The sequence below is a fragment of the Nonomuraea sp. NPDC050227 genome, assembly GCF_044459705.1.
In the GTDB taxonomy this organism is placed as follows: Bacteria; Actinomycetota; Actinomycetes; order Streptosporangiales; family Streptosporangiaceae; genus Nonomuraea.
The window spans coordinates 779771-802055 of sequence record NZ_JBITJF010000001.1 but is presented as its reverse complement, the minus strand read 5'-3'; the positions used below and the strand labels follow the sequence as shown (position 1 = coordinate 802055).

Annotated in this window: 23 protein-coding genes and 1 tRNA gene; 11 read left to right on the top strand and 13 right to left on the bottom strand. The window is 69.0% G+C overall.

All coding sequences use genetic code 11. The features are described 5' to 3' along the window. Nucleotides 1-49: 49 nt before the first annotated feature. Both ACIBK9_RS04355 and ACIBK9_RS04350 read right to left on the bottom strand, forming a co-directional pair. A complete protein-coding gene (locus ACIBK9_RS04355; RefSeq protein ID WP_185844989.1) occupies nt 50-211 on the bottom strand; it encodes a hypothetical protein in 162 nt (53 codons plus the stop codon). A gap of 35 nt (nt 212-246) precedes the next feature. Further along, nucleotides 247-3444, bottom strand: a complete 3198-nt coding sequence (locus ACIBK9_RS04350) for a BTAD domain-containing putative transcriptional regulator (protein ID WP_397155084.1) — start codon at nt 3442-3444, stop codon at nt 247-249. 111 nt (nt 3445-3555) lie between these two features. On the opposite strand from ACIBK9_RS04350, the gene ACIBK9_RS04345 reads away from it, so the two are divergent. Continuing rightward, a complete protein-coding gene (locus ACIBK9_RS04345) occupies nt 3556-4074 on the top strand; it encodes a universal stress protein (RefSeq protein WP_352362352.1) in 519 nt (172 codons plus the stop codon). A 30-nt stretch (nt 4075-4104) separates the two neighbouring features. On the opposite strand, the gene ACIBK9_RS04340 is transcribed toward ACIBK9_RS04345, so the two are convergent. Next, nucleotides 4105-5490, bottom strand: a complete 1386-nt coding sequence (locus ACIBK9_RS04340; RefSeq protein WP_397155083.1) for a PLP-dependent aminotransferase family protein — start codon at nt 5488-5490, stop codon at nt 4105-4107. A gap of 67 nt (nt 5491-5557) precedes the next feature. On the opposite strand from ACIBK9_RS04340, the gene ACIBK9_RS04335 reads away from it, so the two are divergent. Both ACIBK9_RS04335 and ACIBK9_RS04330 read left to right on the top strand, forming a co-directional pair. After that, on the top strand, nt 5558-6007 hold the full coding sequence (locus ACIBK9_RS04335) for a carboxymuconolactone decarboxylase family protein (protein WP_352328679.1): 450 nt from the start codon (nt 5558-5560) through the stop codon (nt 6005-6007). Next, on the top strand, nt 6004-7173 hold the full coding sequence (locus ACIBK9_RS04330; protein ID WP_397155080.1) for an MFS transporter: 1170 nt from the start codon (nt 6004-6006) through the stop codon (nt 7171-7173). Before ACIBK9_RS04335 ends, ACIBK9_RS04330 begins: the two co-directional genes overlap by 4 nt. Nucleotides 7174-7194: 21 nt before the next feature. Here the strand turns inward: ACIBK9_RS04330 and ACIBK9_RS04325 are convergent, their stop codons facing one another. From ACIBK9_RS04325 to ACIBK9_RS04310, 4 genes are all read right to left on the bottom strand, one after another. Then, on the bottom strand, nt 7195-9408 hold the full coding sequence (locus ACIBK9_RS04325; RefSeq protein WP_397155078.1) for a heavy metal translocating P-type ATPase: 2214 nt from the start codon (nt 9406-9408) through the stop codon (nt 7195-7197). A gap of 28 nt (nt 9409-9436) precedes the next feature. Beyond that, the gene (locus ACIBK9_RS04320; protein ID WP_397155076.1) at nt 9437-10471 is read right to left on the bottom strand and encodes a hypothetical protein; all 1035 of its coding nucleotides are present in this window, start codon (nt 10469-10471) and stop codon (nt 9437-9439) included. Then, entirely contained in the window at nt 10468-10680 is a 213-nt protein-coding gene (locus ACIBK9_RS04315) for a heavy-metal-associated domain-containing protein (RefSeq protein ID WP_352323852.1), read from the bottom strand. The genes ACIBK9_RS04320 and ACIBK9_RS04315 overlap by 4 nt, the downstream gene beginning before the upstream one ends. 83 nt (nt 10681-10763) lie before the next feature. Continuing rightward, nucleotides 10764-11375 carry a hypothetical protein gene (locus ACIBK9_RS04310; RefSeq protein WP_397155074.1) on the bottom strand — a complete coding sequence of 204 codons (612 nt, stop codon included), beginning with the start codon at nt 11373-11375 and terminating at the stop codon, nt 10764-10766. Nucleotides 11376-11449: 74 nt separating this feature from the next. Here ACIBK9_RS04310 and ACIBK9_RS04305 point away from each other — a divergent pair, with 74 nt between their 5' ends. The 6 genes from ACIBK9_RS04305 (at nt 11450) to ACIBK9_RS04280 (ending at nt 15453) form a co-directional block, all read left to right on the top strand. Then, nucleotides 11450-11569, top strand: a complete 120-nt coding sequence (locus tag ACIBK9_RS04305) for a DLW-39 family protein (RefSeq protein ID WP_013130296.1) — start codon at nt 11450-11452, stop codon at nt 11567-11569. 15 nt (nt 11570-11584) lie between these two features. Then, nucleotides 11585-12313, top strand: a complete 729-nt coding sequence (locus ACIBK9_RS04300; protein WP_397155072.1) for an HAD-IA family hydrolase — start codon at nt 11585-11587, stop codon at nt 12311-12313. Between the two features lie 15 nt (nt 12314-12328). Further along, nucleotides 12329-12401 (top strand) — tRNA-Ala (locus ACIBK9_RS04295). A gap of 519 nt (nt 12402-12920) precedes the next feature. After that, nucleotides 12921-13583, top strand: coding sequence for a hypothetical protein (locus ACIBK9_RS04290; RefSeq protein ID WP_397155070.1), 663 nt, complete (start codon nt 12921-12923; stop codon nt 13581-13583). 860 nt (nt 13584-14443) lie between these two features. Next, complete coding sequence (locus ACIBK9_RS04285) at nt 14444-14857, top strand: DUF2809 domain-containing protein (protein WP_397155068.1); 414 nt, start codon at nt 14444-14446, stop codon at nt 14855-14857. 299 nt (nt 14858-15156) lie between these two features. Further along, a complete protein-coding gene (locus ACIBK9_RS04280) occupies nt 15157-15453 on the top strand; it encodes a hypothetical protein (protein WP_397155066.1) in 297 nt (98 codons plus the stop codon). A gap of 187 nt (nt 15454-15640) precedes the next feature. Here ACIBK9_RS04280 and ACIBK9_RS04275 read toward each other — a convergent pair whose 3' ends face one another. The 3 genes from ACIBK9_RS04275 to ACIBK9_RS04265 form a co-directional block, all read right to left on the bottom strand. Beyond that, nucleotides 15641-16117, bottom strand: coding sequence for a hypothetical protein (locus tag ACIBK9_RS04275; protein WP_397155064.1), 477 nt, complete (start codon nt 16115-16117; stop codon nt 15641-15643). Between the two features lie 137 nt (nt 16118-16254). Then, nucleotides 16255-16515 (bottom strand): hypothetical protein, encoded by a 261-nt coding sequence (locus tag ACIBK9_RS04270; protein ID WP_397155062.1) that lies wholly within the window; start codon nt 16513-16515, stop codon nt 16255-16257. A 471-nt stretch (nt 16516-16986) separates the two neighbouring features. Further along, nucleotides 16987-18141 (bottom strand): site-specific integrase, encoded by a 1155-nt coding sequence (locus tag ACIBK9_RS04265; protein WP_397155060.1) that lies wholly within the window; start codon nt 18139-18141, stop codon nt 16987-16989. A gap of 334 nt (nt 18142-18475) precedes the next feature. On the opposite strand from ACIBK9_RS04265, the gene ACIBK9_RS04260 reads away from it, so the two are divergent. Further along, the gene (locus ACIBK9_RS04260; RefSeq protein ID WP_397155058.1) at nt 18476-18745 is read left to right on the top strand and encodes a hypothetical protein; all 270 of its coding nucleotides are present in this window, start codon (nt 18476-18478) and stop codon (nt 18743-18745) included. Here ACIBK9_RS04260 and ACIBK9_RS04255 read toward each other — a convergent pair. Further along, nucleotides 18725-19432 carry an integrase gene (locus ACIBK9_RS04255; RefSeq protein WP_397155056.1) on the bottom strand — a complete coding sequence of 236 codons (708 nt, stop codon included), beginning with the start codon at nt 19430-19432 and terminating at the stop codon, nt 18725-18727. The two genes, ACIBK9_RS04260 and ACIBK9_RS04255, sit on opposite strands and share 21 nt — an antisense overlap. Before the next feature lie 82 nt (nt 19433-19514). Between ACIBK9_RS04255 and ACIBK9_RS04250 the strand changes: the two genes are divergently transcribed. Further along, nucleotides 19515-20320 (top strand): IS5 family transposase gene (locus ACIBK9_RS04250; RefSeq protein WP_397155894.1). Its coding sequence is split into 2 segments (ribosomal slippage): nt 19515-19860 and nt 19860-20320, totalling 807 coding nucleotides; the frame shifts between segments, so codons are not numbered across the junction. A gap of 6 nt (nt 20321-20326) precedes the next feature. On the opposite strand, the gene ACIBK9_RS04245 is transcribed toward ACIBK9_RS04250, so the two are convergent. Together ACIBK9_RS04245 and ACIBK9_RS04240 are read right to left on the bottom strand one after the other, a co-directional pair. Next, nucleotides 20327-20482 (bottom strand): hypothetical protein, encoded by a 156-nt coding sequence (locus ACIBK9_RS04245; protein WP_358291094.1) that lies wholly within the window; start codon nt 20480-20482, stop codon nt 20327-20329. 16 nt (nt 20483-20498) lie between these two features. Next, nucleotides 20499-21509: a CehA/McbA family metallohydrolase gene (locus ACIBK9_RS04240; RefSeq protein WP_397155054.1), complete on the bottom strand. Its 1011-nt coding sequence runs from the start codon at nt 21507-21509 to the stop codon at nt 20499-20501. Nucleotides 21510-22285: the final 776 nt, after the last annotated feature.

Here is a 22285-nt window from a genome sequence, read left to right as displayed (position 1 = left end):
CGTGCCTCCTCTCACCACAGATGGTGGCGAGCCGAGGTTCGCGCGAGGTTCAGGCGGGATCGCGGTTCAGGCCGGCCGCGTTCAGCAACAGGGTGATCACGGCGTCGGCGCCGCTGAACGGCACCGGCTCGCCCCCCACCTCTTCGAGCAGCCCGCGGAGCTGGCCGCCGGATTGCTCGGGCTCGACCAGCCGTACGATGACCGTCCTCATCTGATCACCATCGCCCCGGACGGTTCAGGTCTGGTTCAGGTGGGGTAGGGCGCGGGCTCGACCTCCAGCTCCCGCATGCGCTCGGCGTAGAGGTGGTAGCGCCTGCGGGCGTCGCCGCGCCGGCCCGCCAGGTCGAGCACGCGCACCAGGCCCAGGTGGGCGCGTTCGTCGTAGCCGTCGCGCTCCAGCAGGCGCAGCCAGTAGCGGGCGGCCTCGTCGTAGCGCCGCTCGCGGGTGCGCGCCGCGGCCAGCCGGGCGGCCGCCTGCACGTAGGCCAGCCGTGCCTGTTCGCGCAGGCCCACCGCCCAGTCGGCGTAGGGGTCCTCCTCGCAGAACTCGCCGCCGTACGCGCTCTCGGCCGCCGTCCACCGCTCCAGCGCCTCGGCGGCGCGGCCGGCCTGCTCCAGCCGTACGGCTCCGGCGGTCAGGTCGAGGAAGCGCTCGACGTCGACGTCGGCGTGCGCCAGGTCCAGGCGCAGCGCGCCCTCCTCGGAGACCACGACGTCGTCGGCGGGCCGTTCGTGGGCCGGGTCGAGCACCGCGCGCAGCGTGGAGACCATGACGTTGAGCCGCCGCAGCCCGACCGCGTCGTCGCGCTGCTCGGGCCACAGGATCTCCACCAGCCGTTCCCTGCTGATCGCGCCGCCCCGGCGGCTGACCAGGATCTTCAGCAGGTCGCGGGCCTTGCGCGACTGCCAGGCCGTACGCGGGACCGGCACCGCGCCGCGCAGCACCCGGAACGTTCCCATGGTCTCGATCACCACCGCCGCCCCCGGCGCGGGCGCCGCGCGGGCGATCAGCTCGTCGATCCGGTCGTCGAGCGCCCGGCAGCCGATCGCGTGCATCCGCTCGCGCACCCGTACGGCCACCTCGCCCCCGCTCACCGGGTCGGACAGGGCCGCCCGCACCAGCTCGGCCCTGGCCCGTCCGATCGGGTCGCCGAGCGCCGCCCACCCGCGCACCGCCTCGTCGGCCTGCGCGGGATCGCCGTCGAGCCGGGCGCGCAGCTCGTGCAGCACGGCCTGGGCCGCGTGGTCCCTGCGTTCCACGGCGATCGGCTCGGTCTCGCCGACCAGCCGGGCTGCCTCGTCACGACGGCCGGCGGCCAGGGCCACGTGCGCCGCGGCCACCCGCGCGGAGACCCCGGCGATGCCGCCGGCGTACGCCAGCGCCTGCTGGGCCACCTGGGCCGCCTCCTCGGGATCGTCCTCGGCCAGCAGCTCGGCCAGCGCGTTGAGCGCGTTGGAGCGGGTCTGCACCTCGCCCAGCGGCTCGGTCTCGGCGATCACCCGGCGGTAGACGGCGGCCGCCTGCCCGCGGTCGCCGCGCAGCGCGTGGATCTCGCCCAGCCGGACCAGCCCGACGCTGACCAGCCGCGACCCCATCGCCTCCCACCTGGCCACCGCGTCGGCGGCGTCGATCGCCGACTCCTCCAGCCGGCCGAGCCCGACCAGCGCCTTGGCCCGGTTGGCCACGTTGAGCGCGGCGTACGGCGCGAACGACACCAGGTCGCACAGCCTGCTCGCGGCCTCCGTCTCGGCCAGCGCCTCGGCGTAGGCGCCCTCGTCCAGATGACGGGAGGCCCGGTTGGCCCGGATCCTGATGAGCTGGACGACGTCGCCGGCGCGTTCGGCGTACTCCAGGGCGCGCAGGTAGTAGGCGTCGTTGGCGCGGCGGTCGCCGTCGAGGGCGGCGAGCATGGCCAGCACTGTGTTGGCCATCGCCAGCGCGCCGGGGTCGCCGAGACCGCCGGCCTGCTCCAGCGCCCGGTCGGCCAGCTCGGCGCAGCCCGCCCGGTCGCCCTTCAGCCACAGCACCGAGGCCATGGAGGCGGCGCACATGGCGGCGTCGGCGGGCGGCGAGCCGTAGGCGTGGCCCTTGGCGTACATGGTCATGGCGGCGTCGAGGTCGCCGCGCAGGTGGTCGATGAAGCCGAGGCGCCTGGCCACGAACGCGTCGAAGGCGGGGCCGTCGGCGACGCGGGCCAGCAGGTCGCGGGCGCGGGTCCAGTGGCCGCGGTTCTGCTCGGCGATGCCGGCCAGCCTGAGCATCGGCGGCGACCCTCTGGCCTGCTCGGGCAGCAGGTCGAGGGCCGCGATCACGTCGCCGCGCTCGGCCAGGCGGGGGCCGTGGGAGTTGAGCAGCGACGCGGCGAGGTCGGGGTGGGCGGTCGCGACGGCGGCGCGCAGGGCCAGCTCGGGCTGGTCGTGCTCGACGTACCAGCGGGCGGCGACGGCGGCCACGTCGTGGGCCTCGTGCCGGTCGAGCGGGGCGTGCCTGGCCAGGACGTGCCTGCTGGTCGAGGTCAGCCGGTGGCCGTCCTGGTCGGCCTCGATGAACAGGCCGCGGCTGGTCAGCGCCGCGAGCGTGTCGGGCGGCGCGCCGAGCGTGGCGGCCAGGCCGGACGTCAGCACCGGCAGGACGGTCGCCGCGCGCAGCAGCTCCCGCATGCCCGCCGGCAGGTCCTTGAACGCGGCGAGCGTCAGGTGTTCGAGCGTGGCCGAGTTGGCGGCCAGGCTCGCCGCGGTGCGCGGCCAGCTCGCCGGCTCCTCGCGGGCCAGCGCGTCGAGGGCGGCCTGGACGGCGGCCGGCCAGCCCGCGCACGCCTCGTGCAGCCTGGCGGCGATGTCCGCTCCCTGCTCGCCCAGCCGCTCCCTGGCCCAGGCGCCGGTCTCGGACGCGGTGAGCGCGAGGTCGGTGGCGTCGAGGTCGAGCACCTCGTGGTCCTGGCGCAGCCGGGCCGTCGGGAACGGCAGCGGCGCCCGCGAGGCGGTGACCAGGTGCAGGTGCCGGGGCGCGGCGCGGACCAGCGTCTCGACGTAACGCACCGAGCCGGGCGCGCCGATGATCGCGTCGACGCCGTCGAAGACCAGCGCCAGCCCCCTCGTCAGCCGCCGGGCCAGCGCCTCGGCCAGCGCGCCCGCCAGCGCGGCGGCCCTGGACAGCTCGTCGGCGTCGGGCCCGAGCGGCGCCCCGGCCGCGGCCAGCAGGTCGGCGGGCAACCCCGGGACGGCCTGGGCCAGCGCCGACGCCACCGAGCCCGCCAGCGTCGGCAGGTCGCGGTCGGCGGGCCCGAGCAGGTGCAGGACGCCGCCCACGGCGTGGCTCCAACCGGCGAGCGCGATCGACTTCCCGTAGCCTGTAGAGGCCACGAGCGTGGTGAGCCTGTGCGTAAGCGCCCCGTCGAGCCGCCGGTCGAGGGCGGGACGGGGTTGCACCCACCCTCGTTCCACCCCCGCATGCTACGCCCGGGCTCGCGGGGGACTCCAGAGTTCGCAAAGTGCCACCTCCCGGTAACTGGCCGGTTGGCGCACTATGGTCGTACTTCATTTCCAGGAGGCACCGTGGAACAGGATCTGCCTGGCGGTGTGAGGCTGATCGTGGGGGTGGACGAGTCCCCGGCCTCGCGTTGGGCACTCGCCTGGGCCATCGGCGCGGCCAGGCTGCACCGGATGGCTCTGGTGGCCGTTCACGTCAGTCGTGCGCCCGTCCATCCCTTTCCCGAGGCGCTGCCCGTGCAGCACGCGATCCGGCAGGGCGAGGAGTCCCGCTGCGCGGAGGTGATCGCGGGCGTGTTCGAGGACGTCGCCGGGGGCGTGCCCGACGACCTGCGCGTGGCGACGCTCAGCAAGGTCGGCGACCCCGGCTACCACCTCGTCGATCTGGCCCGCGAGGGCGACCTGCTGGTGCTCGGCCGGGGGCGGCGGCGGTTGCTGAGCCGGATCCTGCTGCCCTCCACCAGCATGTACTGCGCCCGCCACGCCAAGACGACCGTCGTCATCGTGCAGCAGCCCTCGCCGCCGGACGATCCGGAGCTGACGGGGGACCGGGCGCGGCGGTTCTGGAGCCGGCGCAACTACTGACCGAGCGCGGCGGTTCTGGAGCCGGCACAACTACTGACCCGGCGTGGTCGTCCTGAGGTTGTCGGTGAGCAGGCGCAGGCCGGGGCCGATGTCGCGCGGCCCGATCGCGCCGTAACCGAGCACCAGGCCCGGCTGTGCCGGGGTCTCGCCGCAGTAGGCGTCGAGCTGCTCGACGGCCAGGTCCGGCACAGGGCCCAGGGACACGCCGGGGGCCAGGCGGGCGCACACGTGCAGGCCCGCGGCGGACGGGATCAGGCGCAGCCGCTCGTCCCCGGCCAGCGCCGCGGTGACCAGCTCGTGCCGGGCGGCGTACTCGCGGGTCGCCTTCCTGATGTGCCTGGCCAGCAGGCCCTCGTCGATGAAACGGGCCAGGGCGGCCTGCGTGGGCATGTCGCCGTGCCAGTCGGACAGCTGCCGCGCGGCGCACAGGGCCGGGCCGAGCGAGGCGGGGGCGACGAGGAAGCCGAGCCTGAGCATGGGCAGCAGGGTCTTCGAGAACGAGCCCACGTAGATCACCCGGCCCGACCGGTCGAGGCTCTGCAGGGGTTCGAGCGGGCGTTCGCCGAAGCGGAACTCGCTGTCGTAGTCGTCCTCGATCACCACGGCGGCGCGGCGTTCGGCCCACGCGAGCAGGGCGGCGCGGCGGGCCAGCGACATGGGCGTGCCCAGCGGGAACTGGTGTGAGGGCGTGACATAGACCAGGCTCGCCGAGCGGGGGATGGCCGCCACGTCCAGGCCCTCGGCGTCCACGGGCACGCCGATCACGCGGGCGCCGAGCGAGCTGAACAGACGGCGGGCGGGCGGGTAGCCGGGCTCCTCGACGGCGACGGTCGTGCCGGGCTCGATGAGGACGCGGCCGATGAGGTCGAGGGCCTGCTGAGCGCCGTTGGTGATCAGGACGTCGTCGGGCCCCGCGTGCACCGACCGACTGATCCCGATATGACGCGAAATAGCCTCACGTAGAGGCTTATAGCCGGACGAAGGCTCGTACGTCGCCAGCCCTACCCGCAGTTCCCTGGCCACCAGCCTGCGCCAGGTCTCCATCGGGAACAGCCGCGCGTCCGGCACGCCGACGCGGAAGTCGTACCGGGCGGGCGGCACCTCGACGGTCTCCCCGAGCTCCCGCCAGAACGCCCGCGGCCTGACCACCCCCTTGGGCGCGGCCCGGCCGCGCACCGGCTCGGCCGACACGAACGTGCCCGCCCCCGCCCTGCCGACCAGGAAGCCGTCGGCCACCAGCCGGTCGTAGGCCACCGCCACCGTGTTCCTGGAGATCTCCAGCCGGCCGGCCAGCTCCCTGGTCGGCGGCAGCCGCTCGCCCGAGCGCAGGCGGCCGTCGAGTATGGCGTCGAGCAGCTGCCGGTAGACCTGTGCGGCCAGGTCACCGCGCCCTTGGAGGCTGATGTGAACGTCCAACTTGGCCCAATCAACTTGGCGGAAATTGGAGCTTATATCGGGACAAGAGTACGGCCAAGATGGGCCTATGACCGAACGCATGGAACTCGGGAAGTTCGCCGGCGAAGCGTACAAGGCGATGGCCGGCCTGGACCGGTTCGTGGCCCAGAGCACCCTCCCCAAGCCCCTCCTCGAACTCGTACGGCTGCGCGCCAGCCAGATCAACGGCTGCGTCTACTGCGTGGACATGCACAGCTCCGACGCCAAGCAGGCGGGGGAGAGCGACGCCAGGCTGCACGCCGTGGCCGTCTGGCGCGAGGCCCCCTTCTTCACCCCGCAGGAACGCGCCGCCCTGGCCTTCACCGAGGCCGCCACCCGCCTGTCCACCGACGACGTCACCGACGAGGTCTGGGCGCAGGCCGCCGCGCACTTCGACGAGCAGCAGATGGCCGCGCTGACCGTGGCCGTGGCCACCATCAACGCCTGGAACAGGATGGGCGTCGCCACCCGGATGACCCCGGAGTCATACAAGTCATGAGAACCCAGCGCGTGCTCGCCGCCGCGCAGCTCGCCAACTCCATCGGCGACGGCGCGTACCTGGTCACCTCGGCGCTCTACTTCGCCGACGTCGTGGGGCTGTCGGCCACCGAGATCGGCCTCGGCCTCACGCTGGGCTGGGCGGTCGGCTCGGTGGCGGGGGTGCCGCTCGGGCACCTGGCCGACCGGCGGGGGCCGCGCGGCGTGGCGGTGCTGCTCGCGCTCACGACCGCGGTGGCGGCCGGCTCGTTCGTGTTCGTCCACTCGTTCGCGCTTTTCCTGCTGGTCGCCTGCCTCTACGGGACCGCGCAGACCGGCCTGTCGGCGGCCCGGCAGGCGCTGCTGGCCGGGCTGGTCGAGCCGGCCCGGCGCACGGTCGTGCGGGCGGTGCTGCAGTCCACGCTCAACGGCGGCATGGCCGTGGGGGCCGCGCTGGGCGGCGTCGCGCTGGCCGTCGGCACCCGGGCCGGATACGTCGCGGTGTTCACGCTCGACGCCCTGAGCTTCCTGGTGGCCGCGCTGGTCCTGCTCAGGCTGCCCGCCGTGCGGCCCGCGCCGGCCGCGCCGGGGCCGCGGCTGGCCGTGCTCAGGGACCGGCCGTACGCGCTGGTCACGATGATCAACGCGGTGATGCTGTTCTACATGCCGCTGCTCAGTCTCGTGGTGCCGCTGTGGATCGCGCAGCGCACGTCCGGGCCCGCCTGGATGGTCTCGGTGCTGCTCGTGCTCAACACCGGCAGCGTGCTGCTCTTCCAGGTACGCGTGGCCCGCCGGGTGCGCGACCTGCGGGACGCGTCCACGGCCGTCCGCCGGGCGGGCGTCGTGCTGTTCGCCGCGTGCGCGGTGTTCGCCCTCAGCCCGCACGGCTGGATCTTCCTGATCGCGGCGGGCTGTCTGCAGGTCGCGGGGGAGATGCTGCTGGCCGCGGGGGCCTGGGAGATCGGCTTCGGCCTGGCCCCCGACGACAGGCAGGGCCAGTACCAGGGCTTCTTCGGCACCGGCACGGCGGTGGCGAGGATGCTCGGCCCGGCCGTGCTCACCACGCTCGTGCTCGACGGCGGGACCGTGGGCTGGTTGCTGCTGGGGCTGGCGTTCATGACGGCCGGCGCCGCGATGGCACCGGCCGTCAGATGGGCTCAGCGATCACTCGACCCAGCGGTCACGTGAACCGGCGTAGGGCCTCGACGGTCACCTGAACCGGCGCAGCCGGAGGCTGTTGCTGACCACGAACACGCTGGAGAAGGCCATCGCGGCCCCCGCGATCATCGGGTTGAGCAGGCCGAGCGCGGCCAGCGGCAGGGCGGCCACGTTGTAGGCGAAGGCCCAGAACAGGTTGCCCTTGATGGTGCCGAGCGTCCGGCGGGAAAGCCTGATCGCGTCGGCGGCCACCAGCAGGTCGCCTCTGACCAGGGTGAGGTCCGACGCCTCGATGGCGGCGTCCGTGCCGGTGCCCATGGCCAGGCCCAGGTCGGCCTGGGCGAGCGCGGCCGCGTCGTTGACGCCGTCGCCGGCCATCGCCACGACCTTGCCCTCCGACTGCAGCCGCTTGACCACGTCCACCTTGTCGGCGGGCAGCACCTCGGCGATCACCTCGTCGATGCCGACCTCGTCCGCGACCTGCCGGGCGACGGCCTCGTTGTCGCCGGTCAGCAGCACCGGGGTGAGGCCCAGCGCGCGCAGCCTGGCGATGGCCTCCGCACTGGTCTCCTTGACCACGTCCGACACCACCAGCAGCGCCCTGGCCTTGCCGTCCCAGCCGGCCGCGACCACCGTGCGGCCCTTGGCCTGCTCCTCCTCAAGAGTGGCCGCCAGGTCGGCGGGCAGGTGCTGCGACCACTCGGCCAGCAGCCTCGGTCGGCCGACCAGGACCGCGTGCCCGTCCACGATGCCCTGCACGCCGAGCCCCTCGACGTTGGCGAAGTCCTCCACGGTCGCGTCGGACTTCGCCTCCCTGGCGATGGCCTGGGCGATCGGGTGCTCGGAGGCGTGCTCGATGGCGCCGGCCAGCCGCAGCACCTCCTCGCGGCTCTCGCCCTCGGCCAGGTGCACGTCGACCAGCGTCATCCTGCCCTCGGTGACCGTGCCGGTCTTGTCCAGGACGATGGTGTCGATGCGGCGGGTGGACTCCAGCACCTCCGGCCCCTTGATCAGGATGCCGAGCTGTGCGCCCCGGCCGGTGCCGACCAGCAACGCCGTGGGCGTGGCCAGGCCGAGCGCGCACGGGCAGGCGATGATCAGCACGGCCACCGCCGCGGTGAACGCGGCCCCCGCGCCGTTGCCGGTGCCGAGCCAGAAGCCCAGCGTGCCCACCGCCAGCGCGATCACGATCGGCACGAAGATGCCCGACACGCGGTCGGCCAGCCGCTGCACCTCGGCCTTGCCCGTCTGGGCCTCCTCCACCAGCTTGGCCATCTGGGCGAGCTGCGTGTCCGCGCCGACCCGGGTGGCCCGCACCACCAGCCGGCCGCCCGCGTTCACCGTCGCGCCGGTGACGGCGTCGCCGGGACGCACCTCGACGGGCACGGACTCACCGGTCAGCATCGAGGCGTCGACCGCGGAGGTGCCCTCCTCGATCACGCCGTCGGTCGCGATCTTCTCGCCCGGCCGCACGACGAACGTGTCGCCCGCCTTGAGCTGCTCGACCGGCACCCGCCGTCCGTCGGCCAGCTCGACGTCCTTGGCGCCCAGCTCCATCAGGGCCCGCAGCGCGGCCCCCGCCCGCCGCTTGGAACGCGACTCGAAGTAGCGTCCGGCCAGGATGAACGCGGTCACCCCGGCCGCGGCCTCCAGGTAGATGTTGCCCGAGCCGTCGGTGCGCTCGATGGTCAGCTCGAACGGGTGCGTCATGCCCGGCGTGCCGGCCGTGCCGAAGAACAGCGCCCACAGCGACCAGCCGAGGGCGGCCAGCGTGCCGATGGAGATCAGCGTGTCCATGGTGGCGGCGCCGTGGCGCAGGTTCGTCCAGGCGGCCTTGTGGAAGGGCCAGCCGGCGTAGACCACGACCGGCGCGGCCAGCACCAGCGACAACCACTGCCAGTTCGTGAACTGCAGCGCCGGGACCATCGCCATCGCGATCACCGGCACGCTCAGCGTGACGGCGGCGATCAGCCGGTCGCGCAGCGGACGCAGCTCGTCGGCGGGCTCGGCCTGCCCGGCCTGCTCTTCCCGCTCCTTGGCGACCGGGAGCGCGGCGGTGTACCCGGCCTTCTCCACCTCGCTGATCAGCGTCTGGGGGTCGAGCCCGTCGGGAAAGGTGACCTTCGCCTTCTCCGTCGCGTAGTTGACCGTCGCGGTCACGCCCTCAAGCTTGTTCAGCTTGCGCTCGATGCGGTTGGCGCAGGACGCGCACGTCATTCCGCCGATCGCGAGCTCGACGGCCTTTTCCTCGGTGAGGGAAGACATCACCTCTCCTTTCTCGATGTCTCGGTGTTCAGTGGCCGTGGGGGGCCGACGGTTCCGCGGTCGCGTCGCCCTGCGTGGCGCGCACGGTGAAGTCCGCGGTGCGGACCTCGTCCCCGTGCTTGAAGTCGAGGAACAGCCGGTAGTCGCCGATGCTCGGCACCTCGGCGTAGAAGGTGATCTGCGGACCGGCCTTCTCGCCCTGCTCGGGGTGCACGTGCAGGTAGGCCAGGTCACCGGCGCGGAGGGCGACCAGGTGGCCGTACGCGCCCAGGTAGGGCTGCAGGTCGGTGACCGGTTCGCCGTCTTTGCTCACCGAGAGGGTGAGCTTGCTCGCCCGCCCGGGGACCAGGTCTCCGTCGAGGCTCACAGTGTAGTCGCCGACCTTCGAGGAGCGGCTCGCCTCGGGCAGCGGCTTCGGCCGGTAGTCGCCGGCGGCCTGCAGGTCCGTGCCGAGCGTCAGCTTCTCACCGCCGGTCGGGTTCCCACCGCCGGTCGGGGCGAAGTCGGCGAAGGCCCGGTACGGCCCCGCCGCCGGCAGCGTCAGCCCGACCGACCAGATGCCGTCGGGGGTCATCTCCGGATGCAGGTGGAGGAAGGTCGTCAGGTCGCGGGAGACCACGATGAAGTGCAGCTTCTTGTCGTGCTCCACCTGGTAGTCGGTCACCGGGCGGCCGTCCGGGCCGGTGACCGCGAAGCGGAAGTCGGTGGCCTTGCCGGTCTCGATCGGGGTCAGCGGGTTGAGGGTGTATCCGTTCTGCGACACTTGCAGCCCCCCGGGGGTGTCACTGGACGCCTGCTCCGGCGTCCCGCGCTCCTGGCTCTTCTCGCTCTTCTGCCCTTCGCGGCCCTCTTGCCCTTCGCCGGCCTCCTGGCTTTCGCCGGCCTCCTGGCCCTTCAGGGCGTCTTGGCCCTCGTGGGCCTGCTGGCTCTTCGCCATGGCGGTGTGGCTCTGTGTCGGCGGGTCCTGGGCCACCGGGCCGACCGCCCGGCCCACGCCCAGGGCCCCGCCGAAGACGACGGCGAGCCCCAGGGCGTAGGAGCCGAGCTTGGCGGCGGTGTTCATGACTGCCCGACCAGCTCGTATCCGGCTTCCTCGACCGCGGAGGCGATCTGGGACTCCTCGACCTGGCTCTCGCTGGTCACGGTGAGCCGCCCGCTGGCCAGGTCGACCTCGACGCCGGTGACGCCGGCCACGCCGCCGACCTCCTCCTTCACCGAGCTCACGCAGTGGCCGCAGGTCATGCCCTTGACGGTGTAGGTGGCGGTGCTCATTACGGTCTCCTTCAACGCGGTTCCGGTTCCTGCCGAATACTCTAACACGGTACCCCCCTAGGGTATTCCGGAGGACATGAGATTCAGCTCACGGTTTCGCGTACGGACCGCTGGCGCCTCAACGGGGCGGCGAGCGTCGCGCGGCGACCGGCCACCACCGCGGTGCCCGGACAGGCGGCCCGGAAACCGCGGTGGTCGTTTCCGAAGAGCACCCCGAGCAGAGGAATCGCGGCGGAGGCGATGAGCGCGCCGCCGACACCCTGCACCGTGCGCCCGGCGATCCCGCCCAGGCCGTCCCCGCAGCGGTGGCGATCACTGGCCCGCCGATCGGCGCCACCCATCCGGGGACGAACGCCCGAAACGCCCCGAACAGCTCGGACGACCTCGTGCAGCGGGCCCCCGCCGCCGGCCGAGAAGCCGAGATCGCGCTGCGTCTCCGGCATCGCGACGGACGCTTTCGCGATCACCATGAACTGGGCGGCGGCGGGAACGTAAGATACGGGCAGGGGTATGCCGCGCGCGCGGGACGTCCGGATATTTGGCATGATCGGGATGTTGTCCGAAGTGATTGGCAGATTGCCCAGGACGGGATGGAGACAGGCCGGGGTCGAAGGGGTGATCCAGGCCGAGCTGAAGGCTCGTTCTACGCACAAGCCGCACATCAGGTTCGTGCGCAACACAAGGAGCGCAGCCATCCCTTGCTAGGCTGCATGTCAACCGTTGGGTCTCACCCCGGCAGGTGAGACCGTCGAAGAAGTGGGGTCACACCGTGAAGAAGCTGCTCGTTCTGGCGCTGGTCGCCCTTGGGGGATTGCTGATCTGGCGTAAGGTGCAGGCTGACCGCGCCGAGCTCGATCTCTGGACCGAGGCGACCGGCAGCGAGAACTAACCGACCGGCGAGGCGATGAGTGACGTCGTCCCCATCGAGCTGGCGTGCCTGGACCTGGCAGGCACCACAGTCGGTGACATCGCCATGGTCGAGCGCGCCTTCGCCGAGGCGATCGCCACCCAGGGCATAGTGCCCGGGACCGGAGCGTACGCGCGTGCCATGGTTCACGTGCACCGGTCCCGGGGCTGTCCCAAGATCGATGTCTTCCGGGGCATCTTCCCCGGCAACGAGGCCCAGGCCCAGGCGGCGAACCTGACGTTCGAGCGCTCCTACGAGGGTGCGCTGGAACGTGCCGGACTGGAGCCCGTGCCCGGGGTCCTGGAGGCGCTGGACAAACTCCGCGGCACCGGGGTCAAGCTCGCCCTGATCACCGGGTTCAGCCGTACGACGCTCAGCCGCGTGCTCGGCGTCCTCGGCTGGCACGACAAGGTCGACCTCGCCATCTCCCCGGAGGACGCGGGCGGCCGCGGCCGTCCCTGGCCGGACATGGTCCTGCACGCCGTGCTGCGACTCGGCGTGGCGGACGTACGGCACGTGGCGGTCGTCGGCGACTCGGAGAGCGACATGCTCTGCGGGCGCCGGGCCGGAGCCTCCGTGGTGGCGGGGGTGATGACCGGCGTGCACAGCAGGGAACGGTTGCTCAAGGGCGGCGCCACGCACATCCTGGACTCCATCGCGGACTTCCCAGGCCTGGTACTGAGCGACGACCTCGGGACGACGCGGGTGGCTTCCCCGGCCCGGTAAGCTATCTTCGTCGAAGGGGCCTTAGCTCAGTTGGCAGAGCGCCTGCTTTGCAAGCAGGATGTCAGGAGTTCGAATCTCCTAGGCTCCACTCATACAAAAGCCCAGGTCCGTGACCTGGGCTTTTGATCGTTAGTGGGCCTTGTTCTGGGGCCGTGCCCGTTGCGTGCCCGATGTGTCGAGGGCGCCCCTTGCCAGTTCGTCGGGCTTGCGTGCCACTTCGCGTTGGCGTTCGTCGGTGGAGTGCTGGTAGATGAGGGCGGCGCGGGTGCTGGAGTGGCCATGCGTGCCATCAGCTCTCGCATCGAGGCGCCGGCGCTGGTGGCGAGGGTGTTGCCGGTGTGCCTCAGGTCGTGGAAGTGGATCTTTGATAGGTCGGCGTGCTGGAGGGCCTTGGTCCAGACGCGGCGGTTGACGTTGGTGTTGCGGAGTGGGCGGTTGTCGGAGCCTGAGGTCCGGTCATGCAGGGGGCAGAGGACGATACGACACCAGGGGCGTTCCGAAAACGTTGCAAGCGGAGATGGTGGCGCTTCCCTCTCTACGATCATCATCCGGGTGGGCAAGCACAACAAGACTGTTTCTTGGCCTGTGCCTTCGCCAAGCTGTTTCCGTGAACGCCACAAGTAGCGAGGTCTGGGATCCGTTCGGCACCCTCCACAACGCCCTCTGGATCGGAGGTGGGCAATGGGCCGGGAAATCCACCGTTGCCAGGGTGCTGGCCATCCGGTACGAGCTGACCGCCTATCACTACGACTACCACGACGCGCGCGCACACAATGACCGCCGGATCGCCCGTCGAGTGCGACTTGGCGAGCCCACCGCGGATCCTGACCCGGAGACCGTCTGGGTGAACACCACCCCTCAAGAGATGGCCGACGAGACCCTGGCCGGCTTTCCCGCGCGGTTCGAGTGGGCGTTGGACGACCTGCGCGGCCTGGTGTCGGGGCGACCTGTCGTTGCCGAAGGCTGGGGATTGCGTCCCGAACTGGTCGCTCCCATCATCGACTCGCCCTGTCGGATGATCGTCATGGTGCCGAGCGAAGCATTCCGTCAGCGCCAGCTCCGCGAACTGCCCCGTGCCGGCAGCCTCCGCCTCCAGGTGAGTGACCCTGAGCGAGCACAGGAGAACCGGCTTGCCCGAGACCGCCTCGTCGCCGATGAGGCGGTCCGCTCCGCTTGCCGCTTGGGCATCCGAGTCCTGGAGGTCGATGGCTCCGACGATGCGGAAGTCGTGGCAGACACCGTGGCCGACCACTTCAGCTCCTATCTGTAGCTCACGTAGATCGACGGGTCTTACAACGCAGGTACGTGTCGCCCCTCGTTTGGGACCGGCGATGCCACGAGGGCCTGTCTCGGAGTTACGGCGCTGACCCGCAGGTTCTGCGTTCGCGTCCGGAGATCTCCTTAGCGTTGGGGCTTTAGTCCTGTTGCAGATGGAAGGCCAAGTCGGGACCGGAGCAGTCACCAGATGTAAAACCGTCGGCTCTGCCTAGAGGAGCTCAAGCCATCATTCGCCCTGCTTAACGAGGTAGGCGAACGGTTCAACACGCTCCTACGACACAATGATCTTGTGCAGCGATTCGATGCCGCAGGAGCAGACCTGGTCCCTGGTCAACGGGTCCGGGTCCGAGTGACCCAGCAGTACCCATGGGGCGTCATGGTGGAGATCGTGGGTCACGAGGGCATCGGTGCATCGATCGATGGCGCGGCGATCGACAGTCCCTCCGGTGCTGGACGGGCGTGGCTTGGCGAGTATCCGGCTGTTGGGACGGAGGTGGACGCCGTGGTGCAAGAGATCCGTCGATGGAGTCCGCCGGCGTGGGCGCGTCTGACGATTCGATCTCAGGACCTTCACAGCTTTCAGTGGCTGTGTGATTTCTGCGGTACGCCCACTGTCCTCAGCCCGGCAGGGGACGGCGTGGTCATGGATGTCAGGAGCGCAGACGGCCCTGGCAGCCATACCGTCGTCACGCACCGAGAATGTCTGAGAAGTCGTCTGCATGAGTCGAGCAGCGAGCACCCGCGTGTCGACTCGGTGGGGCGGGGATGATCGATGGCTGCATTCCGGATGAATCGTCCCTACGTGGGTCGCCGACCTGGCGCAATGAGCATGCGCCATAGGTGACGAGCTCTATGATCAGGTTCGTCCTGATCGTTGAGATTCGGAGAAGATGTAATCTCATGCGCCGCGCCATGGTCCTTCTGGGTGGCGTCGCCCTCGCCATCGGCGCGTTCGTCCTCTTCTACCGGGGCCCGGGACAACCGTTCATCCGCGGCTACGTGAGCGACGTCGGCGCCACCATGCTGGTCTACGCGTTCTTGGGGCTGCTGTGGCGCACCACCGCCGCACGCCGCGCCCTGGCCACGGCCGTGATCGCCGTCGCCGTCGAGTTCTACCAAATAGTCGGCATGACCCCGCCGGGGATCGGCGGTGTCCTGGTCGGTGCGTTCCCCGACCCATGGGACCTGGTCGCCTATGCCATCGGTATCGTCGCGGCCCTGGTCTGGGAACACCGATTGGTCCGATCCGGTGATCAGGCCGGCTGACTCTCGGACACCACCTCACCGGCACGCTGACGGTACGGACGCCCCACCGCGGCGAGGTCATCGGGTTCGTCCTGCGCGGTGGCCAGCCGTCGCAAAGCAGGACCGCCGCATCTCGGGATAAGCCGACGCATTGCGTTTCTCTTGATCGCGGTCAGTCATTGTCGTGCTTCCAGGAGCTCCGGTAGTAACGGCAAGATCAAGGCATTACGTGACCATCGACCAGGATTTCCGATGTCCGCCTATCGGGACCCTTCTGGCTATCCGCCTGGATGCACCTGTCCGTCGGCCTGGAGTGTTGTATGGCCGCTTACACGTTCCTCAGCTCCGGCCTGCCGGATCTTCTCGGATCCACCAGCCAAAACGCCGCTTCTCTGATCACGGGAAGCGGCGTTCGTGCCATTAACGTGCTATTAGCCTTTGGCGATCTTCTTCTGTTCGGCTTCTACGCGAGCGCTCAGCGCGTCGGCGATTCTCTGGTCCGCGTCGCGGGTGGCGAGCGCTTCCGCCCAGTTGGCCTGGCGTCTGATGTTGCCGCCCCTCAGGAAGCCCTGCGCTTGCCTAGGAAGACGAAGGCGTCGCCCGGTGGGGCGACGTAGGTGGCCAGGTGTTCGGTCAGCACGGGGATGATGACTGCCGGGATGCTCACCGTCCGGCGTCCTACTCGTGACTTGAGCGGGCCCAGGCGCATCTCGCCGCCGTCAAGTGGCCGCCCGAGCGTGGCCACACGCTGCGCGTGCGGCCTGGGGGGCCGTTCTCGCGCGCCCGCGCTCGGATCACGCCTACTTACACCTTCCGCACCATGACGCCGGCCGCACGGACGAAGTCCTCCACCGCCACGCGGACTTCCGGAGTCAAAGCCTTCACCTCATCCGAGGTCTCGGCCTTGTTCATGCTCTTGACCAACTCCATGGCGTGGTTCGCGAGTCGTCTGATCTCGACATCCTCTGTGATCAGTTCTACCTGATACAGAGCCGTCCACCCCGCTGCACGTGCGCGCAAGACCTCATCCACCGCCGTGCGGTAGGCCTCGCTGTTCCTGGCGTTCTTGGCCCGCTCGCTCCAGGCCCGTCGTTGGGCACTGCGGAAGTCCAGGATTGTACGCGCAAAGTCGCTGTAGATCTTGATCTGCTCGCCTCGAAGCCTCTCCGCTCGAGCGAACCTTTCCGATCTATCGATGGAACGACGCTGGAGTAGAAATGTCATCAGAGAACCTAAGAGGGTCCCTGTGACCGCAATGATGGATGTGACGATCGCCGACATTCCCTGAGTTGACCACGAGGTGCTTTCGCGTGTGAAGCGCAGCCAGGTGCTCTTGCCTCCGGCGAGGGCGCTCCGGCTCCGGGATGGTCGTCATGCCGGGCATCAACACGGTACGGCTGCGAGGCACAGCTACGGCGTCAATCGTCTGCGCGCACGCCCTGCTTTTGCGGGATGGGGAAGCCGTAGCGCTGTGAGATCTCCTTGAGGGCTTGGACGCAGACCGACTGAACTGGCTGGTAGTTCGCGTAGTTCAGTTTCACGCTCGCGTATGGCTCGTTGCGACATGGTCCTCGACCGGAGGTCGTTCCGTGCCAGCCGCACAGGCCTTTGTATCCCTCTGTGCCTGGGTTGTGATTCTTGCGTTCGTAGGGCTTCACCCAAATCACGACGTCTGCCATGACTGCTGACGTTACGAGCCTTGTCGATGGCAGGGTAGAGAGCGGTTGCTGTACGAAGCCGTGAATTGCGAAAGCCGCCCCGGTCAGAGGTGGCCTACTGTGATAGATCCTTCTGTCTCCAGCGTTCTAAATGATCTTCGCGGCACTTGAGCGCCTTGCGCGTGTCTTCTCGTCGATCGTGTCTTCACTCGTAATGAAGGGGACTGGGGGTCGAATCCCCAAGGCGACTTCCAGCTCAAAGGCCCTCCCGGATGATCCGGGAGGGCCTTTTTGACCTCCGTACAGCAGCGCCATACAGCAACCCCTGCAGCCGATGCCCATCGATGGGCTACGGATTAGGCTGATCCGGTGGATGTGACTGCCCTGGAGAATCTGCGCTTGGCGAGCGTGCTAGCAAGTCAGTTCACACATCGGTCTGAAGCCCCGGTCATAGGCGAGGTCTGGCTCAGATTCGAGACGTTGACTGTCAACCTAGGTGTGGCCGCTGATTGGGAACTCAGGATCGACCACGAGGGGCCGGGGGAGGGCTACGTGATGGAGGAGCTGGGCAGTCGCGTGGATGTGATCATCGCTCCCGATGAAGTTCCCTTCGTGAGGTACATCGGTCAGCGGTTGCGGCGCTTGGTCGAGGAGTTCGATGACTTGTCCGGCCAACGCATGCGCACGGCCTTCGAGTTCGAGGATGGAGCTGTCATCGCCCGAAGTTGGGGAGGCGACTTGCAGATAGCCCACGCCTAGAACCGCAATGGCCACGGAGATCTGCGAGTGACGCAGGATGCGCATTGCCACCCGAGGGTGAACGCCCAGAGCGGCGAGCATCGAGGCGCAGGTGTGGCGGGTGTCGTGAACGCGGATGCGTGGGACACCGGCGGCCTTGCCGCGTAGCTCGAATGAGCGGTTGAAGTTCCGCGGTTCGACGGGTGTGTCGTACCGGGTGGTGAAGACGAGCTCTGAGTCCTTCCACTTGTCGCCGGCCTCCTTGCGAGCTCCCTCCTGGACCCGGCGTCGGTGCTTGAGCGCGGTGACGCACAAGGCCGGGAGTGGCAGCGAGGCGTCTGAGTCGGTGGTCTTGGTGGTGTTCCGGTGGAGCAGTTTTCCGTGGACGCGGTTGCGCTGCTGAGAGACCCACAGCTCTTGGCCGTCGAGGTTGATGCTGTCCCAGGTGAGGCCGAGGACTTCACCACGGCGGAGGCCGAGGACCAGCATGAGCACGAAGGCGGCGTAGAGCGGTTCGTCTATGGTCCGAAGGTGTTCAAGGAACGTCCGGGCATGCTGATCGCCGCGACCCCGAAGAGCGTGGTTCGTGGCGAGGCGCGCAGCAGGAGACCTGCCAGGACCACAGGGGGAACGACGAAGTCGGCTCCCCGGCAGATCCCGATGTTCAGCTCTGCCGCGCTGATCCGGGAGGTCTTCAGGATGACCGGCCCGGAGACGGCCAGGACCGCCCCGGCGCGGAGTGCCTCTGCAAGGAGGTTCGTCTCTGCATGGGGTGTCTGCCCCACGACAGCCTCTCCGTTCTCCTGCTTGCCGGCAGATCGACTCGGGCGACAGTAGCGGACGAAGGTCGTGATCCCGCAAACGCGATGACAGCAGCCCTGGCAGCAACGTCCCCGTACACGGGCTCACTGCGACGACCGTCCACCACCCTCTGAACACGGCGTCCGCATCGGCCTGGGCTTCTGATCTGGCGTTTGTCTGTGGGGTGCTGGGAGGGCAGCGCGGCTCGGGTGCGATCGGTTCGCTCCGAGGAATTGTCCAGGTGGCTACGTGGAGGACGAAAGCCAGAGTCCCCAACTGTCCAGGGTGTCGCTACTGGTGGTCGACTTCTCGGAGTGGCGAATAGGGGGCCGCGGCTAAGGGAGCGGAATTTTGCTGTGCTCAGTCGCCTTGGGCTGGGATTATGCCCTTTGCATGTCATATCGAGGCAACCCTCGATGAATGGCAGAAAGGTGCGTCATTAATGGTGCTTCGTGGGGCTAGCCCTAGTCAGCAGCAGGTCGTCGCGGCTGCCGAACATGCCTATGCGGCGGGGCGGCGGGTCTTCGTCGCCCGGTTCACTGCCCCTCTGGACAAGGCGCCCGAAGGAAGAACTCTCCCCGAGATCGGTGAGCTCATCGAGGAGATCGAGGGGCAGGGGTGGTACTTGGAGCACATGGCCACCAGTGTCCTGGTGGCCGCCTTCGGCCGCCGCCACGACAACATCACGTGCCTATTCCGTCGTGGTGAATGAGATGTGAGCGGCGGTGGCGTCGTCGTAGGTCTTGCCGCAGGGCCAGCGTTCGCCGTGCGGGTCTGAGTGTTCGGCGGTCCGGACTGTGGAGATGAGGTTGGCCGGCCCGTGCTGGTCGAGTGTGTTCAGGGCTTCGCGCCAGGTGGCCAGGTGGAAGCGGTCGACGAGGCGGGAGGCGCCGTCGCTGAGCAGGGCGGCTGCGCGTACTCGGTCGGCGGGCATGTTGCCGGTGAGGGCCTGGTCGGCGGCGAGGGGATCGGTGGCGGCGACCCAGAAGCCGCCGTCGCGGTTGCGGTGGGAGCGCAGGGTTTCGACGTAGCGTCGGTGGGCCGAGACGTGTGCGTCGCTGCCGGAGTCGAGGGCGTCCATCTCGGCTCTGTAGTGGGCGCCTATCTGGGCTTCCCGGTCGTCGCAGATGACCGTCGGGTCTGGGGTGCCGGTGATGTCCAGGACGAGGACGGAGTTTGACAGGACGAGTTCAGGCAGAGGATTCGGACCGCGGCTGGTCGAGGCGATGAGGGTGGAGCCGAGGGTGTGGGAGTACCAGGCCACGCCGTGCGAGCAGCCTGAGTCGAATCCGGGCGGGGTGCCTGCGCCGTCGAGGAGTACGGCGGTGTCCGGCGTGGCGGCGACGAAGTCCTCGTTCGGCCGGCCTGGGGCTGCTTGGGTGGCGAAGGTGACCCGCACGGCTTAGAGCTCCTAACAGAATGATCTACGTTGTGCTTTGATCTCTCGCTGTAGCCGAGCGAGAGGGGCGCAGGTGGCCAAGCTGAAGCCGTGGGAGGTCAGCGACGAGCTTTGGGCGGTGATTCAGCCCTTGCTGCCGCAGCGTCAGCGGCGGTTCCGGCATCCGGGACGTAAGCGGCTGGATGACCGGCTGGCGTTGCAGGGCATCTTGTTCGTACTGCACACCGGGATCGCTTGGGAGCACCTGCCGCAGGAACTGGGCTACGGCTCGGGCATGACCTGCTGGCGGCGGCTGGCCGAGTGGAACAAGGCCGGCGTCTGGCAGCGGCTGCACGAAAGTCTGCTCGATCAGTTGCGGGCCGCTGACGCGCTCGACTTCTCCCGGGCCGCGGTGGACTCCTCGCAGATCAGAGCGTTAAAAGGGGGGCACAGACTGGCCCGTCTCCGGTCGACCGAGGACGGGCAGGCAGCAAGCACCACCTGATCACCGAGGCCACCGGCATTCCGCTGGCCGTGATCTTGACCGGCGCCAACCGCAACGATGTCACCCAGCTTCGCCCGCTGCTGGACGCCATCCCGAAGGTCCGCGGCAAGCGCGGCCGACCCCGCCAGCGTCCCGACGTCGTGCTCGCCGACCGCGGCTACGACCACGACAAGTACCGCCGCCTGGTGCGCGAGTTGCAGATCCGTCCGCTGATCGCCCGCCGCGGCACCGATCACGGCTCCGGCCTCGGCAAACAACGTTGGGTGGTCGAGCAGACCTTCGCCCTGCTCCATGCGTTCCGTCGTCTGCGGATCCGCTGGGAGATCCGCGCCGACGTCCATGAGGCCTTCCTAAAGCTGGCCTGCGCACTTATCTGCTGGCGACGCCTGACCTCATTGCGTTAGGAGCTCTTACTCCTCTTCGTGCCGGTAGAGCGGGCTCGCCAGTTCAGCTTTGATGGGCTCGCCGGTTGACGGGTCGTACTCAACGCTGACCACTGTGGAGAAGCGCTTGTCGCTGACCTGTCCCCACAGGGTCGCGTTCTCCGTCTGGAGGAGGTGCACCATCTGACCCTTCGTCGTTTCAGCTCAGGATGATGGGGTTGGTGAGCGCCGCCATGTGTTCGTTGGGATGACGCACCTCAACGCGGACGAAGGACGATTCCTCCGCATTGGTATGCCACTCCAAGACGCCTGATCCATCGCCTGGCAATGCTGCGCGGTGCACCGTCCCTCGATCGGTGTGAAAGCTGACAGTGCCGGACGGCACACCACGGACGTCCACCCGGACCACAGCCGGTTCGCCGTAGGTATCCAGCCGCCCCCCGATATCGGCGCTGCCATCACCAGCAGAGACCTGGAGCGACAGCTCAACGGTGGCCGATTCGGCGATCCAGCTCCGGCCGGCACGGATGCCGGCGAGGACTGCGTCGGCACTCAGTTCCTCAGCCAGCACGACGGTGTGCGGTCTGCCGATCTGGCCCTCCAGATGGGTGTCGCTGTTGCCCATCGCAGGTCGCCACCGTCCACGGCGGATGTCGACGGCCAGGCCCCGGCCCCATTCGGCCAGTGCTGCCGCATTGTCCGCCTGCCAAGGCTCATCGGAGATCCATAGCCCGTTCCACACCTCCACCACATCAAATCCCTCGAACGGGTACATGAAGCCGCCAGAGGGGTACGGCGCGTACGGGTGGGCCGCCACGCATAGGCCACCAGCCTCATGTACCTGATCCAGATGCTTGCCGATCACGTCGTCGCGGACGCCGTACCGCCAGTCGACCAGCTGCCCGGGATTGATGCCGAGCGCCAGCCAGTGCCCGGTCTGGCTGGTGGCCTCCTGGCCAATGATCACCAGCAGGTCGTCGCCGACGAGCGAACCCCACGCACCATGCGCATCTGCGGTGTTGTGCTCAGTGGTCGCGATGAAGTCCAGCCCCGCCGCACGAGCGCCGGCCGCGAGCTGCTCCGGCGTCAGCTCTCCACCGTTCGAGAGAACCGAATGCACATGGCAGTCACCTCGATACCAGCCACGCTCCTGACCAACCACCCGCTTCGGCGGGAACTGCGATTCCGACGTCCCATAGTTCGTGACCATCCCGGCAGCGTATTCACTTCGCAGGAGAAATCCACAAGTGAGTTCGTCGAAATTTCGTGCTGCTTCGCGTTGACGTTCGTCCGTGGAGCACTGGCAGTTGAGGGCGGCGCGGGTGCTGTGTGGCCCATGCGGGCCATCGGCTCCCGATCGAACGGCGGGACATCGGGCCGCCCCGCACGTATGAACCGAACGCTCCAACCTGGCCCAATGCCGTCGTACAGATGCAGTCTTGACGATCGCCACGCGTAGTTGGCCGTCGCACATTGCTGGGGCGGTGTGATTGCGGTCTGCTCCCAAGCTGAGGCGTGGACCAGTCGGGGCGTAGAGACGGCAAACTACGCACTTTCGGATTGTGGATCAACGTGGGATGCTCTCGACACGACCGCGGTAGGGACGAGGTGAACGATGCTCCATTTAACCCCACCCACCGAGTCGGACAAGATCGATACCCTCCGCGTGTGTGGCACCGTTGTCCTGGTGCTGGGCCTGGCTCTTTGCGTAGGAGCCCTGTTCTTCGCAGATGGTGAGCCCCCCTGGCAGGTCCTTGGAGTCTTCACGCTCGTGGTCCTGGTTGGGTTGACTCTGCGCATTGAAGCGGCTGTCCGTCACCGTTAACCGCTCCAGGCTCCTAAGTACGTTCGATGGTCTTGGGCTCAGGTATGCGCGGTTCGAGTTTCCACCGCAGGTCGACGCTCAGATTTGGGGGCCTTGACGACTGACTCCCTGTAAGTCGTCGGCGGTTCGACATGGGGGCGAATCAGGGGGCTGGTGGGGGA

Coding starts and splice junctions, on each gene's coding strand:
- ACIBK9_RS04355 (WP_185844989.1), bottom strand. CDS start 211: ATGAGGACGGTCATCGTACGGCTGGTCGAGCCCGAGCAATCCGGCGGC.
- ACIBK9_RS04335 (WP_352328679.1), top strand. CDS start 5,558: ATGACCGAACGCATGGAACTCGGGAAGTTCGCCGGCGAAGCGTACAAG.
- ACIBK9_RS04330 (WP_397155080.1), top strand. CDS start 6,004: ATGAGAACCCAGCGCGTGCTCGCCGCCGCGCAGCTCGCCAACTCCATC.
- ACIBK9_RS04325 (WP_397155078.1), bottom strand. CDS start 9,408: ATGTCTTCCCTCACCGAGGAAAAGGCCGTCGAGCTCGCGATCGGCGGA.
- ACIBK9_RS04320 (WP_397155076.1), bottom strand. CDS start 10,471: ATGAACACCGCCGCCAAGCTCGGCTCCTACGCCCTGGGGCTCGCCGTC.
- ACIBK9_RS04315 (WP_352323852.1), bottom strand. CDS start 10,680: ATGAGCACCGCCACCTACACCGTCAAGGGCATGACCTGCGGCCACTGC.
- ACIBK9_RS04310 (WP_397155074.1), bottom strand. CDS start 11,375: ATGGCTGCGCTCCTTGTGTTGCGCACGAACCTGATGTGCGGCTTGTGC.
- ACIBK9_RS04300 (WP_397155072.1), top strand. CDS start 11,585: ATGAGTGACGTCGTCCCCATCGAGCTGGCGTGCCTGGACCTGGCAGGC.
- ACIBK9_RS04285 (WP_397155068.1), top strand. CDS start 14,444: ATGATCAGGTTCGTCCTGATCGTTGAGATTCGGAGAAGATGTAATCTC.
- ACIBK9_RS04280 (WP_397155066.1), top strand. CDS start 15,157: ATGGCCGCTTACACGTTCCTCAGCTCCGGCCTGCCGGATCTTCTCGGA.
- ACIBK9_RS04275 (WP_397155064.1), bottom strand. CDS start 16,117: ATGTCGGCGATCGTCACATCCATCATTGCGGTCACAGGGACCCTCTTA.
- ACIBK9_RS04270 (WP_397155062.1), bottom strand. CDS start 16,515: ATGGCAGACGTCGTGATTTGGGTGAAGCCCTACGAACGCAAGAATCAC.
- ACIBK9_RS04260 (WP_397155058.1), top strand. CDS start 18,476: ATGGTGCTTCGTGGGGCTAGCCCTAGTCAGCAGCAGGTCGTCGCGGCT.
- ACIBK9_RS04245 (WP_358291094.1), bottom strand. CDS start 20,482: ATGGTGCACCTCCTCCAGACGGAGAACGCGACCCTGTGGGGACAGGTC.
- ACIBK9_RS04240 (WP_397155054.1), bottom strand. CDS start 21,509: ATGGTCACGAACTATGGGACGTCGGAATCGCAGTTCCCGCCGAAGCGG.